Source organism: Paenibacillus sp. J22FR5 (genome assembly GCF_059691975.1).
Genome location: NZ_JCAUAN010000015.1, coordinates 1 through 17049, shown reverse-complemented (window position 1 = coordinate 17049; position 17049 = coordinate 1). Strand labels below are relative to the sequence as shown.

Genomic DNA, 17049 nt, shown 5'->3' with positions numbered 1-17049 from the left:
ACAAAAAATGAACGGAGGACGCACATGATCATTAGATCTAAAGCCCCTTTAAGATTGGGACTAGCCGGAGGAGGAACGGATGTGTCGCCTTACTGCGACTTATTCGGAGGATGCGTACTGAATGCGACGATCGATTTGTACGCCTATTGTACGATTGAGGCCATTGAAGACGGTAACCTTACTTTTGTCGCTGCAGATCTCAATGAAGAGTTCCATACGGCCACTTGTCCGGAGCTGCAATTGGATGGCTGTCTAAGCTTGCATAAAGGCGTGTATAACCGGATTGTCAGGCAGTTTATGCAAGACAAACCGCTCTCTTTTCGGATGACCACCTATTCTGACGCTCCCGCAGGATCCGGTCTCGGTTCATCATCCACGATGGTGGTCGCCATGCTGAAAGCTTTCGTAGAATGGCTTAATCTGCCGCTCGGGGAATATGAAATTGCTCAACTTGCTTATGAAATCGAGCGTATCGATGTCGGTTTCAACGGTGGAAGGCAAGATCAATATGCAGCCACTTTCGGCGGATTCAACTTTATTGAGTTTTACGAAAACAATCGGGTTATTGTGAACCCGCTTCGGGTGAAAAACTGGATTATAAGTGAATTGGAAAGTTCTATGATTTTATATTACACGGGAGCATCTAGGGAATCTGCCCGGATCATTGACGAACAAGTCCGCAATACGCTGGGAAAAAAACAGTCGGCCCTGAAAGCGACCCATGTATTGAAAGCGGAGGCTTATGCCATAAAGGAATGTATCTTAAAGGGAGAAATCCAAAAGTTTGCCGAGCACTTGGGGAAATCATGGAATGCCAAAAAAAAGATGGCAGCCTCTATAACGAACGACCGGATTGACTTCATATACGATACGGCGATAAATGCCGGTGCATTAGCAGGCAAGGTATCCGGAGCTGGAGGAGGCGGATTTATGATGTTCATCGTGGATCCCGTCAAACGCATACAGGTGGTTCATCGATTGAACGAATTAGGAGGCAAAGTGTTTCAAGTCCATTTTACAAAGAACGGAACGCAAGGATGGAGGGTATAAGTTTGAAGGAGTATATTAACAGCGAAATTCTACGGGCGATGGAAATTAAACGGGCGATTGCTAAGGATAAAGCTATACTGGGTTTAATAGAGCAAGCAGCTGGAAAAATGATCGAGGTTTACCGGATGGGAAATAAAATCATGATCGGCGGCAATGGAGGAAGTGCGGCAGATGCTCAGCATATTGCCGGCGAATTCGTCAGCCGTTTTTATTTCGATCGTCCCGGTCTGCCTTGCATCGCGCTGACGACGGATACCTCTGTGCTTACCGCAATCGGAAACGATTATGGATATGAACAGTTGTTTGCACGGCAAATTCAAGCTAATGGCCGAACTGGAGACTTATTTATTGGCATTTCCACATCCGGTAACTCTCCCAATGTGATAAGAGGTTTAGAAATGTGCCGTACCATGGGGATCACGACAATTGGTTTAACTGGTGAAACGGGAGGCAGTATGGCTGCCCTATGCGATATCTGCATTCGTATACCATCCCAGGAAACCCCGAGAATTCAAGAAGCGCATATTATGATTGGCCATATTTTGTGCGCGATTGTAGAAGAATCCATATTTGGCAAGGGATTTTAACCATATGGAAGCAGTCATTTTAGCAGGCGGACTCGGGACTCGTTTGCGGGAGGTTATATGGGATGTACCGAAACCGATGGCTCCCGTAGGAGACAAACCGTTTCTTCGTTACATTCTTGAACGGTTGGAGATGCAAGGGGTTCGCAGGGTGGTACTCGCGGTAGGATACAAACATGAAACCATACGCTCCTATTTCGGCCATCGCTGCGGAGAAATAAGAATCGCCTATTCGGTGGAAGAAGAACCGCTAGGAACTGGAGGGGCTCTAAAGAAGGCGATGAATCTGATTTCCAGCGATCAGGTGCTGTTAGTAAATGGAGACACGTTGTTCCACGTCGATATCCCGCAGCTGGTACAGGTTCATCAAGACCGCGCTGCCGACTTGACGCTTTCGCTTAAACCGATGAGGCGGTTTGACCGATATGGTACCGTTATCGTAAGTTCGGACTGTAGGGTGTTGAGCTTTCAGGAGAAACGGATGTGCGAATCCGGCTTGATTAATGGTGGTGTATACGTTGCTCGTACCGATTTATGGGATCCATTCGAGCTGTCTGCCAAATTTTCGTTTGAGCAATTTCTAGAAAATCCTGGAGTTCAGAAGCTTAACATGTATGGCTTCCCGAGTGAGGGTTATTTTATCGATATCGGTATTCCGGAAGACTATGAGCGTGCGAAGTCCGAGCTGGGCACCGGAGGTGGGGACGGATGAGACCAAAGGCGCTTTTGCTCGACAGGGATGGTGTAATTAACCTTGACAAATCGTATGTTTATAAAGTGGAGGATTTCGAGTTTACCAAGGGTATCTTCGAGAACCTTTTACGTTTTCAGCAAGCGGGGTTTTTACTCATCATCGTGACCAACCAAGCGGGTATTGGGCGGGGATATTACACAGAGGACGACTTTTGGGCGTTAACGGCATGGATGGCGGGTCAATTCGAGGCACACGGTATCCGGATAGCCAAAGTATATTTTTGTCCCTATCACCCGGTACACGGCATCGGTGAATACAAACAAGACGCATTCTGCCGAAAGCCGAATCCGGGTATGATTTTGCAAGCAATGCAGGAGTTCCAGCTGGATCTAGCCTCATCGGTGATCATAGGTGATAAAGAGAGTGACATCGAAGCAGGTTTGCGGGCGGGAATCGGGACCTCGATCTTAATCCGCGACTGTGATGGGAGTTCTACTACAGCGGCTACGTTTACTGTAAGGCATGTAGGAGAGGCGGCTGAGCATTTTTTCGAAAAATGTAAATAAGATAAAAATATTGTTATGGCCGGGCTTTTTAGCCCGTTTCTTTCGTCTAATGAACTCTAGCATATCGAAGATGTATCTCCTAAGCAAAAGGGCTACCAATACGGCAGCCGCTTTATCGTATAACTATTTATTTATGTCTTATTTAAGAATTACTTTTTTTCCAAAACCGCAAAGTAATTTCCTTCATCATCGGCAAAATTGAATACTCGTCCAGTAGGCATAGTTACAAGCTCACCGAGTGTGATTTTTTTATCCGCGAAGTCTTTATATAAGCCATCGAGATCATCCGAGAAAAACAATAACGAAGGTGTACTCAGATTTAATTCCGGTTGCATTTTTGCAATAAATTGCTTGTCGTGGAGCACAATACTCGTTTGCGATCCGTCCGTTGGGGCAATTTCAAGCCATCTCATGAACTCATTTTTCTCCTCAGAAACTAAGCTAAACCCTAATTTTTCTGTCCAAAATTTCAATGACGCATCTTGATCATTCACATATAACATAACTTGACCTAGTTTAGTAATCATTTGTTAATCTCCATTTCATTTAATATGGTGACATTTCATTATACAAAATATTACAATTCAGTTCAACTATCCTGTCCTTTTGATAGCAGTTAGTTCCCTCTAATCTGCACTTGTGCAAATGTATAGAAGGCCAAAGCATCCTCGCCACTAGTGAACCCCGCTTGCGCCATTTTATCACTGCCGCCACCTTTGCCATTGAAGTTGCTCAAATGGGTTTTGAAGAATGCGCCGCATGCTTGACCGTGGCTGCCATTGTGTGCAAAAACTACTTTGTGCTCCGAAGTAGATACAAACAAAATCGGAAGATCTGTCTTCGAAGCTATCTTAGTAGCTAGGCTTTGCATATCTTTTAGTGTTTTATTCTCAAATTGCTGTGCAACGACACCCTTACTTGCCTCCAATAGCTCACGTGATTCGTACTCGTCAAGTTTCTCCTTAAGCTCAGCAAGCTCAGTCTGCACTTGTTTATGCTCAAGCTCCCACTTCTCGATACGGTCTATGATTTCATCTTTACCCGTATTAAATTTGCCAGACAACGCCCCAAGAATTCGGATATTATCAGTAAATTCAGTTAGTGCCCGGAAACCACATGTAAAATAAATACGCGTATTCCCTTTCTGTTTCTCCGTTTTCAGCAATTTGATCATCCCGATTTCGCCAGTTGACGAAACATGCGTACCTCCGCAAGCGTTATACTCCACGCCTTTAATTTCAACGATCCGGATGTTCGTCGTCACCTTCGGCTGTTTGACAAGTGGTAGCTGCGCCAACTCCTCTGGCGTAACGAAATAGCTGCTGATCAAGCGGTTCTGATAAATCTGACGGTTCACTTCCATCTCAATAGCCGTCAACTTGCTAGTATCAAGATCAAGCGTCTTCACATCGATCGTGCAATACTCCGTCCCGAGATGAAAGCTCACCGTATTGGCCTCATAAAGGTCTCTGCACACTGCCGAGAGCAGATGCTGTCCACTGTGCTGCTGCATATGGTCGAATCGAGTTTGCCAATCAATTTGGCACGATACTTGCGTTCCTTCTGGCAATCGCTCGAGCTTATGCAAGACTTCGTCTTCCTCCAGAAGAACGTCCATAACGGGAATCCCATTGATTTCACCGATATCACAAGGCTGTCCGCCACCATGCGGATAAAATGCTGTCTTCTCTAAGAGGACATAGGTGCCGTCTTCTCGTTCGATGGTTTGACTGATGGTTGTTTGCCATTCTTTCAAATAGGCAGAATCATAATATAGTTTTTGCGTCATGATGTTCGGTTTCCTCTCCGTGGAACAATCGTTCCATAACGATATAATCTTTGCCGCCTTTAGTAAAGTTCTTTGGGAATTACTTTAATATTCATGTAATCAGCTCCGAGATTGTTTCCTAAATCTATTTTAAGGATAAATCTTCTCCCCATTTTCAAGCATCAAAATAAATTCCTTAATACGCTTAACACGGGTTTCTTGCTTCTTCGCCGTATGTATCCGGAACGTAATAGCATATTGGTTTTGCCGATCCAGCGTATCATAGAAAGCCTTCGCCTCGCTATTTCTCTCCAATTCCAAGGCAAAATCCTCCGGAATGGTAGCATTACTTTGTGGTTCATAGGCTTTCTCCCATTGACCGTTCTTCTTGGCAGCCTCAATCGCTTTCAATCCAGAAGGCTTCATTCTCCCCTGAGCAATCAGCAACTCAGCCTTGTCTTTGTTCACTTTGGACCAAATGCTTTTGACACCACGAGGCGTAAAACGTTGTAGCCATGACTGCTCGTCCGCCTTTTCTTTTTGACTATCGATCCAACCATAACACAAAGCGCTTTCGAGCGCCTGATCATAGGAAACGGAAGTTATCCGAGCGCCTTTCTTCGCAATTTGTAATCGAATACCTGGTGAAGAGCTATGGTTAAGGGCTAGCCACTTTTCAAAAGCAATCTGATCCTCAAAAAGAAGCTGCGGCAATTCGTTTTTATTCGTCAAATGATTCGCCTCCTAGATGTCGTATAGACAATTGGTATATCATTAATCTATTAAAATCTCTCGAAGCTCTTCCCAATGCGTCGTAAGCCACACCATTTCCTCCAAAAATCGCTTGGGCACTGCGGTATCTTGCAGGACTTCCGTTCGAAGCCACCAGGTGGATTCGATGAGATATAACATTTTGACACTGCGTAAAATAAGTCCTTTCGACACTTCCATATGTTCACGATATCCCGCTAGAAACGCTTGGACGGCATCCAGCCGAATCCCCTTTAACTCAAAAGCACCGGATAGAATGGCTCGCGCCACATCGATTTCTGGATACGCTACCGCCATGCGGTCAAAATCTACAATGCCCGCCACACCGTGCTCATTCAGCACAACATTATCAGCCCATAAATCCCAATGCGTCCACCCTATTGGACTTTCATCAAATATTCCAAAATCTAGCGATTGAACGTGCTTTATTGCTTGTTCGAGCAGCTCGATTAAGTCATTACTCTGTTCTTGTTTAGCTTGTTCCAAATTTCCATGTAAATCTGTCAAACAGTCCGCTTGATCTGGCATCCATGAACATAGATCAAGTTCCACATCTCGGAGTAGCTGATGCATACGCCCCGTAGTCTTACCGAAATCATGCATATGAGCGATACTCATGTTCCCAGCTGCTGCTAAACTCCCCTGAACCCAATCCATCACTGCAAATAGGTATCCGCTCGTTGTTTCTTGAATAAACTGCCCGTCCAATGAAAAGACCCTCGGACAAGCTACACCTGTCTCATGTAAGCGCTGTTGCAAAAAGAGTGTCTTTTCAATTTTAGCCCGTCTCTCAGGCACATGCAGTTTATATCGATTGGGATGATAATATTTAACGAATATGGGTCCTGAGTCAATCAAGAATCGCCATTTTACATTTAACCATCCCTTGTCTATAACGCGTGTATCAACAACTCTCATCCCAAACTTCAATTGCACGCTTGTGATAATTTCATCCAGCACCTGCTCGATACTGACCCTATTCACGATGTCCACCTCGGCTTCTAACCTACCTCTTTTTCCTCACAAAAGCCCCGAACAAATAAACACTAAGAAAAAAACTCTATACGCTTTCATTATACCTTCAACTCGCTCTCATCGCCTAGGAAACCCAAGTATTCAAATGCCATTGGTAACTAATCGTAAAACTATCTATTCTAGCGTGCCACTTTTGTCATTCAATCACCATGCTTTATTTTACAAATAGTACCAACAAAAAAGCAACCAAAGCTTTACGCTTCAGTTGCTCTTTGCCACTTATTTACTTTCCAGAAGCCATAAAATACTCGTCACACCACGCGGGTAATACTTGCTTCCTGTGATCTCACCTGAAATGATTTGATCACTCCAGCTCCAGATGGATAAGGTTGGGTGCGTCAACCAGGCTACATGCGCTGCATCGGCTGCTGATCCGTTCTCATCCCAAGCCAAACCAAGAATTTCACGTGCTACGAATTGGCATAAATAAATTTTGCTTAGCCACGAGTTATTACTTGTGGAGGAAAGCTTCCAGCCGCCATCCGCGAATAGGCAGGTGCCTTCTACAAGTACGACATCCAGATGCTTTTTCAATGCTTCGATATAAAAGCCGTAACGACCATTCACATCAAGCGCTGACTTGTTACCTGTGAAGAAAGGAAATACCAAGCCTTCGATGGCTGGAATGATTTTGGAATCATTGCCTTCACCAACAACGGCTGGAATGTAACCATCTTCGGTTACGTATGACGTTACGGTTTGTGCGCATTTCAAAGCCTGCTCACTCGCAATAAGAGCCAGATCTTCTCTGCCATTTTGAGCAAAAATGCTTTCCATAGCCACGTATGCCGCCCAACATTTGCCTGCCATATAAATATTGTTACGCGATTGTCCAAGTGAGACGTCTAAGCTGTCGTAGGTAGTGATTTCTGCTCCACCCATGGTGCGCGTACTATCTAGTGACATAACCCCATTGCGCAGCTCTGGATTCGGATGATCGCGATTGATCATGCTCGTTAAACATTTGTCAAAAATCCTTAGATTCGCTTGCAGCCACGCTTGATCGTCTGTATGTGCCGCATACGTCGCTCCGCATAATGTCCAATTCACCAACTGCTCATGCGTCATGTGCGAGAAGCAGTCGTCCAAACCGTAAAGCTCATAGGCAGAGTACCCTGGACGAGAAAGGGTATTCGCTACCCCCATATCATGTGTAAAGGAGATTCCGCCAGGATATTCAGTAGGGTCACCGTGGAAGCAGACTTTATCTTCATAACTATAACGCTTTACGAACATATCCAACTCATTACGAACTGTCCATGGATTCAAAGCCAGCTCATAAAATAATTGATCAACCGTCAAATCGAACGTGTTCATCATGCGATATTCGCCCTCATTGACGATCCAGAATGGCTCATCGTCCATATCCAGAAGCTGTGTGTTTCCATAGTAGCTGCGAATGGCATGCGAAAGCATAAACTTCTGATCCGCCGACACGCGAGAAGTTTCGATGTTTGCGTCCGAGCTTTGAGCAAGCGCAGCAAGCTTATCGAAATTCCCCAATGCGTAACCAGCAACCGCTTCAATATTTGGGAATAAACGTGCGTAGGTATAGGATGCATCACGACCCGCGGTAACGATGCCTGAACGATGGAAACAAATTGCGAAGTGATACGTTCGCTTCTCACCAGCAGGCGTATCTGCGAACAAGGCACCAACCGTACCGAGGCCGAAAGTCAAGTTTTGGGCAATTTTCATCTGCAAAATATCTTCGATACTGAAATACAACCCTGAACGCACTTCTGGATCTTGAGAAACTATTGCCGTAATCCGACCTTGTCCAACACCCGCGGCGCCTTCCATCGTATCATCCAACCTGCGCATGGCACTGTACGGATCTGTACCTTGATACCCGAAGAATACTCTTCTAGATGAAGTGCCTTTGGTATTATCAACGGTAATCTTAGCAAGAACGGCTGGGACGAGAGCTAAACGAAGCTCCTCTTCACTTGCTGTTGTTGGATCAGGAACGGACTGTGCCGGAGAAATGAGACTAAATTCCAAATCGCCAGCTTTCCACGTATCTGTGCTGACTTTGAAATCTCTACGAATCTCGTCCTGTGCAAAAGGAAACAATACTTTCTTTTTATTCGGCTTCGGATCTGGATTTTCGATATCATAGCGAAGGCTCTCGTCTTCACTAACCTGCTCGAAGAAAGGCAATGCATCATAAATGCCGCCTTGGATGGATTCTAGTCCAATATATATATTTTGCTTTGGAGGTCGCGCTTGTTCTAGGTCGAAGCCTCCGCTTTTGCCTGGAAAACCTAGTGTAAAGCTTGCAAATGCGCCAACTGGCGAATGGTGTGCATTGAAAAATTGGTTCTTCATATCAGGATGCCCCTCTCAGTCATTTGCCCTTATTATACAATGACCAAAATACTGAACCCATGGGCAATACGATCTTTCATTTGGACAAAAGAAACATTTGATTTCCACCCCTTTTCAATGAGATAGTTAACATAGCGAACGGCTTACTACCTTTTCAAAGGAGCTCACATATATGAAAGACTTTCAACAAGAATCATTACCCGCTGGTCTCGAAAATGTCGTTCATGGCGGCATGCTGCCCGATGTGCAGGCTTCATTTCGGATTTTTGCTGCACATCTTCGCAAAGTTAACGCGCAATGGTCTTTTCCAGAACATCATCATCCCATGTTTGAGCTGAATCTCGTCGTAGAAGGCTCACAGCGGATGCGTGTTAGAGAGAATCATTTTGTACAAAAGCAAGGTGATTTGGTTTGGATACTTCCGAATGAGTTGCATGCAAGCTTGGGCGCTGTCGATGGGAGCATGATGGAGTACGTGTGTGTACATTTGGAGGTAACCGATCCTTGGTTTCGTCAGCAATTAAATCAAATTGGCCTAACGCTTCACCCCTCTGGCAGCAAAATGGAGAGATTGCTCCGCCCTATTCTTATGGATCTTGCGCAAATGGCTAGCGAAAATGCCCCTAGTGGTCTGAGTTTAAAGCTGCAATCGTTGCATGCTTCTTTTCGCATTTTCACCGCGTTGAGCGAGGTATTATTAGATGAAGCCGAGGCTTCTAATCGGCACACAGAAGATTCAGGCCTAGCCCCTCAGCTAGCAGCGCTTATTGAGCATCAAGCTTCAACAACGAACAAAGGGCAGGATCCTTTCCGGATTACAGGGATTGCGAAGCAACTCGGCTACAGTCCTGCGCACTGTAATCGCGTTTTTCACAAAGCTTACGGGGTCTCGCCACGTCATTATTTAAGTACAATCAAACTCCGCCAAGCTAAACTCATGCTGATGGACCCTACGCTTTCGATCGAGCATATCGCGGAACAGCTTGGTTACAAGGATTTGTCTCAATTTAGCAAACAATTCAAACGATGGACCAATTTATCCCCCACTGCTTACAGGCATCTGTCTTGGTGAGGATATTTATTTTCTTTGCCTCTTCTGTGATAAGTGATACCGAATAGCTTCCCTTAACCCCGTCAAGCTTGATGAGACCATAAAATCTTCAATCTCATATGTTCCTTTTTAACGAACCAATACTGTAAGGGAAACAGGGGACGCTATTTGCGGCTAAACGTGCGATATTGGCCTCGAAAGGGAACGTCAGTACTCTATTTAACCGAAAATCGCCAAAAAATACGAAAATCGAGCAAATAGCGCATCATAGTTCCGCTTAACGCCAAAAATAGCCGATTTCAACGAGATAGCGCACCTAGGTTCCCTTTCGACTTTTTGTGGGACCCATACCCTGACCAATGTTAAATGGCCGTCCACCAGTAGAAGAATCTACTTGTGAGACAGCCACTTATGCGCAATTGGATTCACCATTTTCCACGAAGCAATTTCTCGTTCGAATTCACAACCCCATTTGCGCCTGCGGGCGCCTATTCTACAGGCGATCAATTCTAGAAACCAAATCGTCTAATGTTCCATTTATTTTATGGACCTCAGGTAACTGATAAAATGTACTCGTTGTTTCAATATCATTAAAATCTTCATTTGCAGAATATAAACATATAGTCTTCCTAGCCCCTAAAGCAAGTCCCAGCTCGACATGGCTTCCTTTTCCTGCTGGCAGCATGATGATGAATACTTCTGCATTCAAAACAGCTTCTTTCTCCATTTGACCGATCTCCGCGAGCTCCTGAAGGGTAGTATTGCCTGAGTGAACCGTCCAGTCGTATGTTTGAATCATTCTAATTTGCGTATAAATCCTGTTTTCAAACCTTTGCTAAATCCGCTCTTCTCATAAAAACTATGTATCTCTTCACGCTTTGACCCTGTCATGAGCATGACCTTATAACAGGTATGGTCCATAGCAATTTCAATTGCTTTATCCAAAGCCATTCTGGCATATCCATTTTTTCTATATTGTTCATGCGTTACCACATTCTCTATAAGTCCATAAAGTCTTGCATTTCTAGTCAAATTTTTAATAATCGTCAACACGACTGAAGATACAATCACGCCATTTTTCTCTACAACAATAATTTTCATATATTTGTCGTTCATGATCTCATGCCATAAGTCTTCAAGTTTATTATCAAAAATGAGATCAGGATCATGTTCATGTAAGTGCTTGTACAATTTTAAGAGTTCACTTAATTCATCATGGTGAATCAAACGAGCATCAACTTTATTCATATTGGCTCCTCCTTCTATTTAAGTCTTTCAGCAACTATCTTTAATTGTGCATTTCGATAATTCAAAAAACGCAGCATATAGTTTCTCAAGACAACTCTTTCTACGATCCATCCTATCCAACCAAGTGGAGCCTCAAAATATAAAGTATCCTTCATTAAAGTTTTATTTCCTAAATCAATGAATTCATGTTCGTGTCTCATACTTTTGAAAGTACCCTGTATCATCTCATCAACAAACTGATAGGGTCGAACGTAATTCGATATGAGTGAAGAGTGTCTTTGTCTAATGAAGAAGTGCCTCGCCTCAAAAGTAACCGTTTCCCCTCCACTTATCATACCTGTAGTTGTTCCGGCAATCGCTCTTTCCTTTGTGTGAGGCCATACAGTCTGAGTATGTATATCAATATTCCTTGCAAAATCAAAACAAATTTCAATCGTTGCTTCAATTTCAATTTCTGTGGAAACCTTAATCATGGGGTGCACCTCTTGGTTGAACTATTTTATTACGTTGTTGTTATAATTCTAATAGGATTAGGGCCATTTCCAAACTAACAATTTAATAAATAACGTTCCTAATTATGAATTCAATAAATCACAAAAAATCCCTGCTTTGTTTATTTAAACGCAAAAAGCCAGCAACACTAGGTTGCTGGTACTAGATTACGATATTTTCAAAAAAATTAATAACTAATAAACTCCTGAACCCACTCACCGTTATAATAGGCAACGCCAATCTGCGTGAAATTGGGACTTAAAATATTTTGACGGTGACCTGAACTGTTCATCCACGCGGTCATGACGGCTTCAGGCGTTTGTTGACCCTTAGCAATGTTTTCACCCGCGTAGGAATAACTAATTCCATATGAGCGCATCATATCAAATGGAGAACCGTAGGTTGGCGATGTATGATCGAAATAACCGTTATTGTACATATCCTTCGCTTTATCCAAAGCCATTGCTGTAAGTGCGCTGTTGCTGGTTAAAGGTTTCAGTCCAGCTTTTGTTCGTTCTTGGTTAACTAAGCTAACTACTTGGCTTGCAAAAGCTGATTGCGATGGCGCAGTCGTAACCGGTGTTTGGGTAACCGAGTTAGAGCTCGTGCTGCTTGGAATGTTAAGTTTCATGCCCGACCAAATCACGTTCGGATTAGCAACTTGAGGGTTTGCCTTGATAAGCGAAGATAGACTGACGCCATATTTCTTCGAGATCAACCACATGGTATCATTACCTGCTACCGTATAAGTACCCGTCGCAGCAAATGCCGCATTCGTCCCCATAAGGATGCTCAAACCAAGTGCACCAGTAACCATAAGCTTTTTGTAACGTTTCAAAATAAACCTCTCCTTTTTGCGGCCTGCGAGGTTAGCTGTCGGATTCGGATCAAAGAGTAATCACCCGGCCGCGAAAAAGCGGCTTCACCCCAGAGATTGGGTCCCCCGTGCTTCACACGAAGCTTCGGCCTTCTAAGTTGTTTGATCCAATACGGATCTTAAAGATTGTATCATGCGAAATCAGTGAAAACATGACTCAAAATTTTCCAGCTCATTCTTGAAAGCGCAAACAATAAAAGTCAATTTGGTATTGACTACTTAAGCCCTCAATTCTTCGCTATCTGGATAAGAAAAGAAACAATTTCATCAAGCATCGCAACAATACGATCGAGAACGAGTCAACTGGAGAAATACGAACCTGGTTTGATTATGAATTAGCACAAATGGAATGAGAAAGTTGAAGCTCCTATCCCCCATTACCCGGTACCACAAACGTAAAAGATTGCCCAATCTTTGTATCTTTACAACCATCCAGTTTATAAGCAACACCACGCTCCACTTTCTCTGAAATTATACCAGTGCAAACGGTTTTTATAATATTTTTCGCACCAAATTTATCCTCTGAATTATCATAGGTATAAGAGATCTTACCTTTTTTGTAATCCAGCTCATAATAAATCGGATCCCCTTCAATGGTCAGTTGTGCTATCCGAATCTGACTATCTACATGCCCTTCCACGTCCTTCATGAACTGGGTGAACCGGTCTAAATTACTTATTTGTCCATGAATATTGATGACATCTCCTTGTTTTGTAGCTTGGTCAACGCTAAACTTCTCATCTGAGCATGAGCTAAGTAGAATTGCACCAATAAGCAATACGAAACCTTGATTCAACAATCTCATTTCTAATCCCCCTAGTTATTCGGACTCACTTCAATAGCTTTCACAAACCTAGTGCTATCGCGATAATCATCTTTCGGCCAATAATGGATGGAAAATCCAGAGATCGCTATGGTCGCGCTGCCCCGCGAGCCTTGTGGTGAGAATACATTCTCTGCCTCTGGGGAACGAAAAATGATCGCGTCTCCTGTTCTGGTTCCACCAGATTTGATTCTTGGTATCTTCGTCTCGGAATCCGTGTCGAGCGTAAACATGATACCGTCAAAAAATTCACTGCCTTCAGGCACGTTATCATACGTACCACTTATCGTTATTTCTCTCGTATCAAATTCGACAATTGCATAAAACAATTCCCCGTTCTCGTTTGTTTTGCTATCGATGGAAGTAATTTGCCATCCTGCCACGAGATCCCCTACTTTGGCAGTCCTAGGATCAAAATCATTGCTCCTAGCAACGTTGATGTCAGGAGTTGGGCGAAGTGTTTCTATTTTATTCCGAAAACGTTGGATCATGGTCACAGCCTCTGCTCTTGTTAAACGATCTTCGGGCATGAAACCGTTATAATTCATCTCCGTTTTTCCATTCGACACACCTAACTGCATCATATATTCAATCGATTGGTACATGTTGTCATAGCTTTTACCTGCTGCATTGGCAAGTAATAACGTCGCCGTCCCTCTGTTCACATATACAGGCTCTTGGTAGCCTTCTATCGTCTTCTGCGATATTAATGTCCAATTGTTCTTCAATCCATAATTGACATAAGGTGTTGACCAATCACCACCTATACCAGGTGGTTCTACATCTGCTGGCTGAAAAGCACGAACAAGCATCGCGATAAACTCTAATTGCTCAACAGGCCGGTCAGGCCCAAATGTCCCGTCCGGAAATCCTTCCGCCACCTTATTGTCATAGGCCCATTGCACAGCCCCGGCGCCCCAGAAAGAAGCTTTGACATCTCGGAATGGACCGTCTTTGGCTTCTACTGGTAAGACGAAAATCGATATTAAACTAGCAGCGCACGCGAGTGTCATTATGTATTTTTTTCCAACGATCATGTCCATCACTCCAGTTCAACATTTTCCAAGTGTACGACGTAATTTCCATCTACATGTTTGACGCAACTGACACTGGAAATGTTTTATGTAAACTAACATTTATTTGAAATCGTTACTGGTCGTTAGGTTCCATTCTAGAAATCAATGAAAACATGGTATACTAATGCTAGTTCATCAAGTAATTCGCATTACGTTTGCAAGGAGTGGTTAGACAAGTTGGAAAAAGAATTAAGAATTGCATTAGGCACGCACAATCAAGCGAAACGAGCTGCAGTTGTCCGCGCTGCTGGGGTAGAACCGATCTGTCACTCCGTCCCTTCTGGTGTGTCCGATCAGCCTTTAACGGAAGATGAAACCATAATCGGTGCAATCAATCGCGCGAAACATGTACTTGAAGAAGTGCCAGATGCAGACATTGGACTTGGTCTTGAAGGCGGACTTACCTATGATCATGTGCACACGAATCAGTGGTATCTCTTCTCCGTTTGTGCCGCTTGGAATGGTACGCAGATTTATGTCGGCAAAGGACTTTATTTCCCGATACCGAATGACATTGGAGAGAAATTAAAGCAAGGCGGAACCGAGCTGCGTCATATTATTGATGATCTGAGCAGCACTGTCGGGAGTAATCACAAAGAAGGCGCATATGGTTTATTTACCGATGGGCGAATTACACGGAGTGACGTTTTTCGGGATGCGGTCATTGCAGCGCTGACGCCATTTAAGTCGTCTTTTTATAAGTAGAATAATGGCTATGAAATAGACAAAGAGGGCTCCCTGCAGTAGATATTTCAACTGTGGCGTGCCCTCTAATTGGTTTTGAACAAGCGATATCGCTAATTTCCCTCATTCATTATGGTTTTCTGGCCTGCCAAACGTACTTATGCTCTTTGTAACCCAATTCTCCTACCAATCTTCCTTGCGAAGCAATTTCGCTAAATAGTTCTTCTAACTCTTGCTTATGCTCAGCTTTAGTGAAATCCGGACTCCCCGGCCCGTCCGATAAAAAGATAGCGAATTCTTCCCTCGTCGGGAAGTAGGTAACAGCCTGTTGAAACTCTTCGATTACGATGTCTTGGAAGCCATTTCTCACCAACCGCTCTTTAACAGCATCCACATTCACATGGATTCCAAATATCGTACCACCCGATTTCAACACTCTACTATGATTAATAATTGAGGTCGGCCCTCTTCGGTCATAAATCAAATCAAACTGCTCGTCCTCAAAAGGAAGTTCAGCTTTCGTTGTCGTATAAATAAATTCGACGTTCTGGGCTTGGCAGGAACGAAGCAAATCCTGTGCGATTCTCATGAGCTCCTTAGAATTATCAAAACCGATAATTTGGTTCGTGTATGTTGACATTTTCAAAGTAAATTCCCCATGACCACATCCCGCATCCAAAACCGACTGAAATCGGGGAAGCATCCCAATCAGCCTTTCTTCAAAAACATCCTCGGCCGATCTTCCCTCGACCGTATAAACCGCTCTGCTCTTGTATCCGCCATTTCGTCTGGCGATCATTTCGTACCATTCGATTCCCATAGGAAGCCTCCGCAATTATAAGTTTTACATTTGATCTAATGTATCCATAGCAAATATCGCCAGCAAACTCCCTGAACGCTTTGCCACCTGCAATTCTACCTCTTGATCAAGGAGAAAATGTCCATATTCTGCTGCTTTGACACGCACTTTCATGACTTTACCATTTGGTTTTAAACTGTGAATCCGAAATTCTTCCATAACCACGATTTTGCCTATGGTTTTCATACAATCTTTTCTAATGAGATCTAAACAAGCCGGAACAGCAAGGAAGACAAACACCGCAAGTGTCACGTGTACATGATATAAAAGATTGCAGGCCTGTTGTTACCGATATTAATGATGAGTTGCAATGCGTTAATGACAATCATCACGATGATTAGTACCAATTGGATTGTTAAAGATCTTTCATAAATCTTCACACTAAAGTCCCCCTCCTTTACGGCTATCCATATAAATATTTCATTTTCTCAATTTCAGTAAGAGGGATGTGATATTTCTTGTTTAGGTACCTCCCCAAATTCACTCCTTTTGACCGATAACTGGCATCGATTATGTACTGCCCCCCTTTTTTCATATGCACAACATAGTAATCTTCACCGGGTGACTTCCCGATCTTAAGATACACATATCCGAATTTTTTGACCGTAACGGCTTCGATTCTTTTTATTTCTTGGAGTGGAATTTCGCATGTTTGGATCAGAAAGAAGTGTTTCGTTAGCTTTCCGTCTTTAATTTTATAAAAAGATGCCACTAGTACGAATATGAACATAACTACTAGAAGCAGAACTCCAACATGTTGTATAGCGTTTAACTTTTTGAATACACCGAAAGCGTAAAACATACCATATAAAAAGAGCGGTACTATAAAGGAAATTATTCGACTGAAGATCATATGAGCCTACCCCTTTTATTACAAAAAAATTATCACATCCTACATTGTATTCGCCTATGTGGTCACATTACCTTTTTATGTAAGGGAATCCGTTTTGAAGCCAACAAAAATAACCCGATAGAGTTTATATTAACTCTACCAGGTTCTGAATTCACGCCCTGTAAATTCAAAAAAAGCTACGACGGCAAGATTAGCAAACGCACTGTGCGTCCCATAGGTTTTCCAGGCTTTCTAGGTACTTTTCTGGGTCTCGTCTAAATCGTTTACGTTTTACGCTATCTTGTAAG

General features: G+C 43.3%; 21 protein-coding genes and 1 riboswitch. Of the genes, 6 read left to right on the top strand and 15 right to left on the bottom strand.

Translation table 11 applies throughout. The features are described from left to right. The first annotated feature begins 24 nt into the window (after window positions 1-24). From AC58P7_RS18950 to AC58P7_RS18935, 4 genes are read left to right on the top strand one after another with little or no spacing between them, the layout of a single operon-like run. Window positions 25-1050 (top strand): GHMP family kinase ATP-binding protein, encoded by a 1026-nt coding sequence (locus AC58P7_RS18950; RefSeq protein WP_497345542.1) that lies wholly within the window; start codon window positions 25-27, stop codon window positions 1048-1050. 2 nt (window positions 1051-1052) lie between these two features. Continuing rightward, a complete protein-coding gene (locus tag AC58P7_RS18945; RefSeq protein ID WP_497345540.1) occupies window positions 1053-1637 on the top strand; it encodes a D-sedoheptulose-7-phosphate isomerase in 585 nt (194 codons plus the stop codon). Between the two features lie 4 nt (window positions 1638-1641). Continuing rightward, complete coding sequence (locus tag AC58P7_RS18940) at window positions 1642-2346, top strand: nucleotidyltransferase family protein (RefSeq protein WP_497345538.1); 705 nt, start codon at window positions 1642-1644, stop codon at window positions 2344-2346. After that, window positions 2343-2894 (top strand): D-glycero-alpha-D-manno-heptose-1,7-bisphosphate 7-phosphatase, encoded by a 552-nt coding sequence (locus AC58P7_RS18935; RefSeq protein ID WP_497345536.1) that lies wholly within the window; start codon window positions 2343-2345, stop codon window positions 2892-2894. The genes AC58P7_RS18940 and AC58P7_RS18935 overlap by 4 nt, the downstream gene beginning before the upstream one ends. Before the next feature lie 149 nt (window positions 2895-3043). Here the strand turns inward: AC58P7_RS18935 and AC58P7_RS18930 are convergent, their stop codons facing one another. From AC58P7_RS18930 to AC58P7_RS18910, 5 genes are all read right to left on the bottom strand, one after another. After that, window positions 3044-3421, bottom strand: coding sequence for a VOC family protein (locus AC58P7_RS18930; protein WP_497345534.1), 378 nt, complete (start codon window positions 3419-3421; stop codon window positions 3044-3046). Window positions 3422-3510: 89 nt separating this feature from the next. Then, complete coding sequence (locus AC58P7_RS18925; RefSeq protein ID WP_497345532.1) at window positions 3511-4683, bottom strand: alanyl-tRNA editing protein; 1173 nt, start codon at window positions 4681-4683, stop codon at window positions 3511-3513. Window positions 4684-4812: 129 nt separating this feature from the next. After that, window positions 4813-5394, bottom strand: a complete 582-nt coding sequence (locus AC58P7_RS18920) for a YdeI/OmpD-associated family protein (RefSeq protein WP_497345531.1) — start codon at window positions 5392-5394, stop codon at window positions 4813-4815. Between the two features lie 42 nt (window positions 5395-5436). Next, window positions 5437-6417: a phosphotransferase enzyme family protein gene (locus AC58P7_RS18915; protein ID WP_497345529.1), complete on the bottom strand. Its 981-nt coding sequence runs from the start codon at window positions 6415-6417 to the stop codon at window positions 5437-5439. A gap of 270 nt (window positions 6418-6687) precedes the next feature. Continuing rightward, window positions 6688-8799, bottom strand: a complete 2112-nt coding sequence (locus tag AC58P7_RS18910) for a glycoside hydrolase family 52 protein (protein WP_497345527.1) — start codon at window positions 8797-8799, stop codon at window positions 6688-6690. A 172-nt stretch (window positions 8800-8971) separates the two neighbouring features. Here AC58P7_RS18910 and AC58P7_RS18905 point away from each other — a divergent pair, with 172 nt between their 5' ends. Further along, complete coding sequence (locus tag AC58P7_RS18905) at window positions 8972-9871, top strand: helix-turn-helix transcriptional regulator (RefSeq protein ID WP_497345525.1); 900 nt, start codon at window positions 8972-8974, stop codon at window positions 9869-9871. A gap of 472 nt (window positions 9872-10343) precedes the next feature. Here the strand turns inward: AC58P7_RS18905 and AC58P7_RS18900 are convergent, their stop codons facing one another. From AC58P7_RS18900 to AC58P7_RS18875, 6 genes are all read right to left on the bottom strand, one after another. Next, the gene (locus AC58P7_RS18900) at window positions 10344-10577 is read right to left on the bottom strand and encodes a hypothetical protein (RefSeq protein WP_497345523.1); all 234 of its coding nucleotides are present in this window, start codon (window positions 10575-10577) and stop codon (window positions 10344-10346) included. Window positions 10578-10645: 68 nt separating this feature from the next. Further along, on the bottom strand, window positions 10646-11098 hold the full coding sequence (locus AC58P7_RS18895; protein WP_497345521.1) for a GNAT family N-acetyltransferase: 453 nt from the start codon (window positions 11096-11098) through the stop codon (window positions 10646-10648). A gap of 14 nt (window positions 11099-11112) precedes the next feature. Next, window positions 11113-11571, bottom strand: coding sequence for an SRPBCC family protein (locus AC58P7_RS18890; protein WP_497345519.1), 459 nt, complete (start codon window positions 11569-11571; stop codon window positions 11113-11115). Window positions 11572-11777: 206 nt separating this feature from the next. Beyond that, window positions 11778-12428: a SafA/ExsA family spore coat assembly protein gene (safA, locus tag AC58P7_RS18885; RefSeq protein ID WP_497345517.1), complete on the bottom strand. Its 651-nt coding sequence runs from the start codon at window positions 12426-12428 to the stop codon at window positions 11778-11780. A 5-nt stretch (window positions 12429-12433) separates the two neighbouring features. Then, window positions 12434-12568: riboswitch (cyclic di-AMP (ydaO/yuaA leader) on the bottom strand. Window positions 12569-12834: 266 nt separating this feature from the next. Then, on the bottom strand, window positions 12835-13272 hold the full coding sequence (locus AC58P7_RS18880; protein WP_497345515.1) for a DUF4362 domain-containing protein: 438 nt from the start codon (window positions 13270-13272) through the stop codon (window positions 12835-12837). Between the two features lie 11 nt (window positions 13273-13283). Next, complete coding sequence (locus tag AC58P7_RS18875; RefSeq protein WP_497345513.1) at window positions 13284-14327, bottom strand: S-layer homology domain-containing protein; 1044 nt, start codon at window positions 14325-14327, stop codon at window positions 13284-13286. A gap of 216 nt (window positions 14328-14543) precedes the next feature. Between AC58P7_RS18875 and AC58P7_RS18870 the strand changes: the two genes are divergently transcribed. Beyond that, window positions 14544-15071 (top strand): inosine/xanthosine triphosphatase, encoded by a 528-nt coding sequence (locus AC58P7_RS18870; protein ID WP_497345512.1) that lies wholly within the window; start codon window positions 14544-14546, stop codon window positions 15069-15071. 109 nt (window positions 15072-15180) lie between these two features. Here AC58P7_RS18870 and AC58P7_RS18865 read toward each other — a convergent pair whose 3' ends face one another. From AC58P7_RS18865 to AC58P7_RS18850, 4 genes are read right to left on the bottom strand one after another with little or no spacing between them, the layout of a single operon-like run. Then, complete coding sequence (locus AC58P7_RS18865) at window positions 15181-15870, bottom strand: class I SAM-dependent methyltransferase (RefSeq protein WP_497345510.1); 690 nt, start codon at window positions 15868-15870, stop codon at window positions 15181-15183. A 24-nt stretch (window positions 15871-15894) separates the two neighbouring features. Then, on the bottom strand, window positions 15895-16161 hold the full coding sequence (locus tag AC58P7_RS18860; RefSeq protein ID WP_497345509.1) for a hypothetical protein: 267 nt from the start codon (window positions 16159-16161) through the stop codon (window positions 15895-15897). Further along, on the bottom strand, window positions 16158-16289 hold the full coding sequence (locus tag AC58P7_RS18855) for a hypothetical protein (RefSeq protein ID WP_497345507.1): 132 nt from the start codon (window positions 16287-16289) through the stop codon (window positions 16158-16160). The genes AC58P7_RS18860 and AC58P7_RS18855 overlap by 4 nt, the downstream gene beginning before the upstream one ends. 23 nt (window positions 16290-16312) lie before the next feature. After that, on the bottom strand, window positions 16313-16762 hold the full coding sequence (locus tag AC58P7_RS18850; RefSeq protein WP_497345505.1) for a hypothetical protein: 450 nt from the start codon (window positions 16760-16762) through the stop codon (window positions 16313-16315). Window positions 16763-17049: the final 287 nt, after the last annotated feature.

What these genes read in the sequence shown, in the direction of transcription:
- AC58P7_RS18950 (WP_497345542.1), top strand. Translation starts at nt 25, where the DNA reads ATGATCATTAGATCTAAAGCCCCTTTAAGATTGGGACTAGCCGGAGGA.
- AC58P7_RS18940 (WP_497345538.1), top strand. Translation starts at nt 1,642, where the DNA reads ATGGAAGCAGTCATTTTAGCAGGCGGACTCGGGACTCGTTTGCGGGAG.
- AC58P7_RS18935 (WP_497345536.1), top strand. Translation starts at nt 2,343, where the DNA reads ATGAGACCAAAGGCGCTTTTGCTCGACAGGGATGGTGTAATTAACCTT.
- AC58P7_RS18930 (WP_497345534.1), bottom strand. Translation starts at nt 3,421, where the DNA reads ATGATTACTAAACTAGGTCAAGTTATGTTATATGTGAATGATCAAGAT.
- AC58P7_RS18925 (WP_497345532.1), bottom strand. Translation starts at nt 4,683, where the DNA reads ATGACGCAAAAACTATATTATGATTCTGCCTATTTGAAAGAATGGCAA.
- AC58P7_RS18910 (WP_497345527.1), bottom strand. Translation starts at nt 8,799, where the DNA reads ATGAAGAACCAATTTTTCAATGCACACCATTCGCCAGTTGGCGCATTT.
- AC58P7_RS18905 (WP_497345525.1), top strand. Translation starts at nt 8,972, where the DNA reads ATGAAAGACTTTCAACAAGAATCATTACCCGCTGGTCTCGAAAATGTC.
- AC58P7_RS18900 (WP_497345523.1), bottom strand. Translation starts at nt 10,577, where the DNA reads ATGGAGAAAGAAGCTGTTTTGAATGCAGAAGTATTCATCATCATGCTG.
- AC58P7_RS18895 (WP_497345521.1), bottom strand. Translation starts at nt 11,098, where the DNA reads ATGAATAAAGTTGATGCTCGTTTGATTCACCATGATGAATTAAGTGAA.
- AC58P7_RS18890 (WP_497345519.1), bottom strand. Translation starts at nt 11,571, where the DNA reads ATGATTAAGGTTTCCACAGAAATTGAAATTGAAGCAACGATTGAAATT.
- AC58P7_RS18880 (WP_497345515.1), bottom strand. Translation starts at nt 13,272, where the DNA reads ATGAGATTGTTGAATCAAGGTTTCGTATTGCTTATTGGTGCAATTCTA.
- AC58P7_RS18875 (WP_497345513.1), bottom strand. Translation starts at nt 14,327, where the DNA reads ATGATCGTTGGAAAAAAATACATAATGACACTCGCGTGCGCTGCTAGT.
- AC58P7_RS18865 (WP_497345510.1), bottom strand. Translation starts at nt 15,870, where the DNA reads ATGGGAATCGAATGGTACGAAATGATCGCCAGACGAAATGGCGGATAC.
- AC58P7_RS18850 (WP_497345505.1), bottom strand. Translation starts at nt 16,762, where the DNA reads ATGATCTTCAGTCGAATAATTTCCTTTATAGTACCGCTCTTTTTATAT.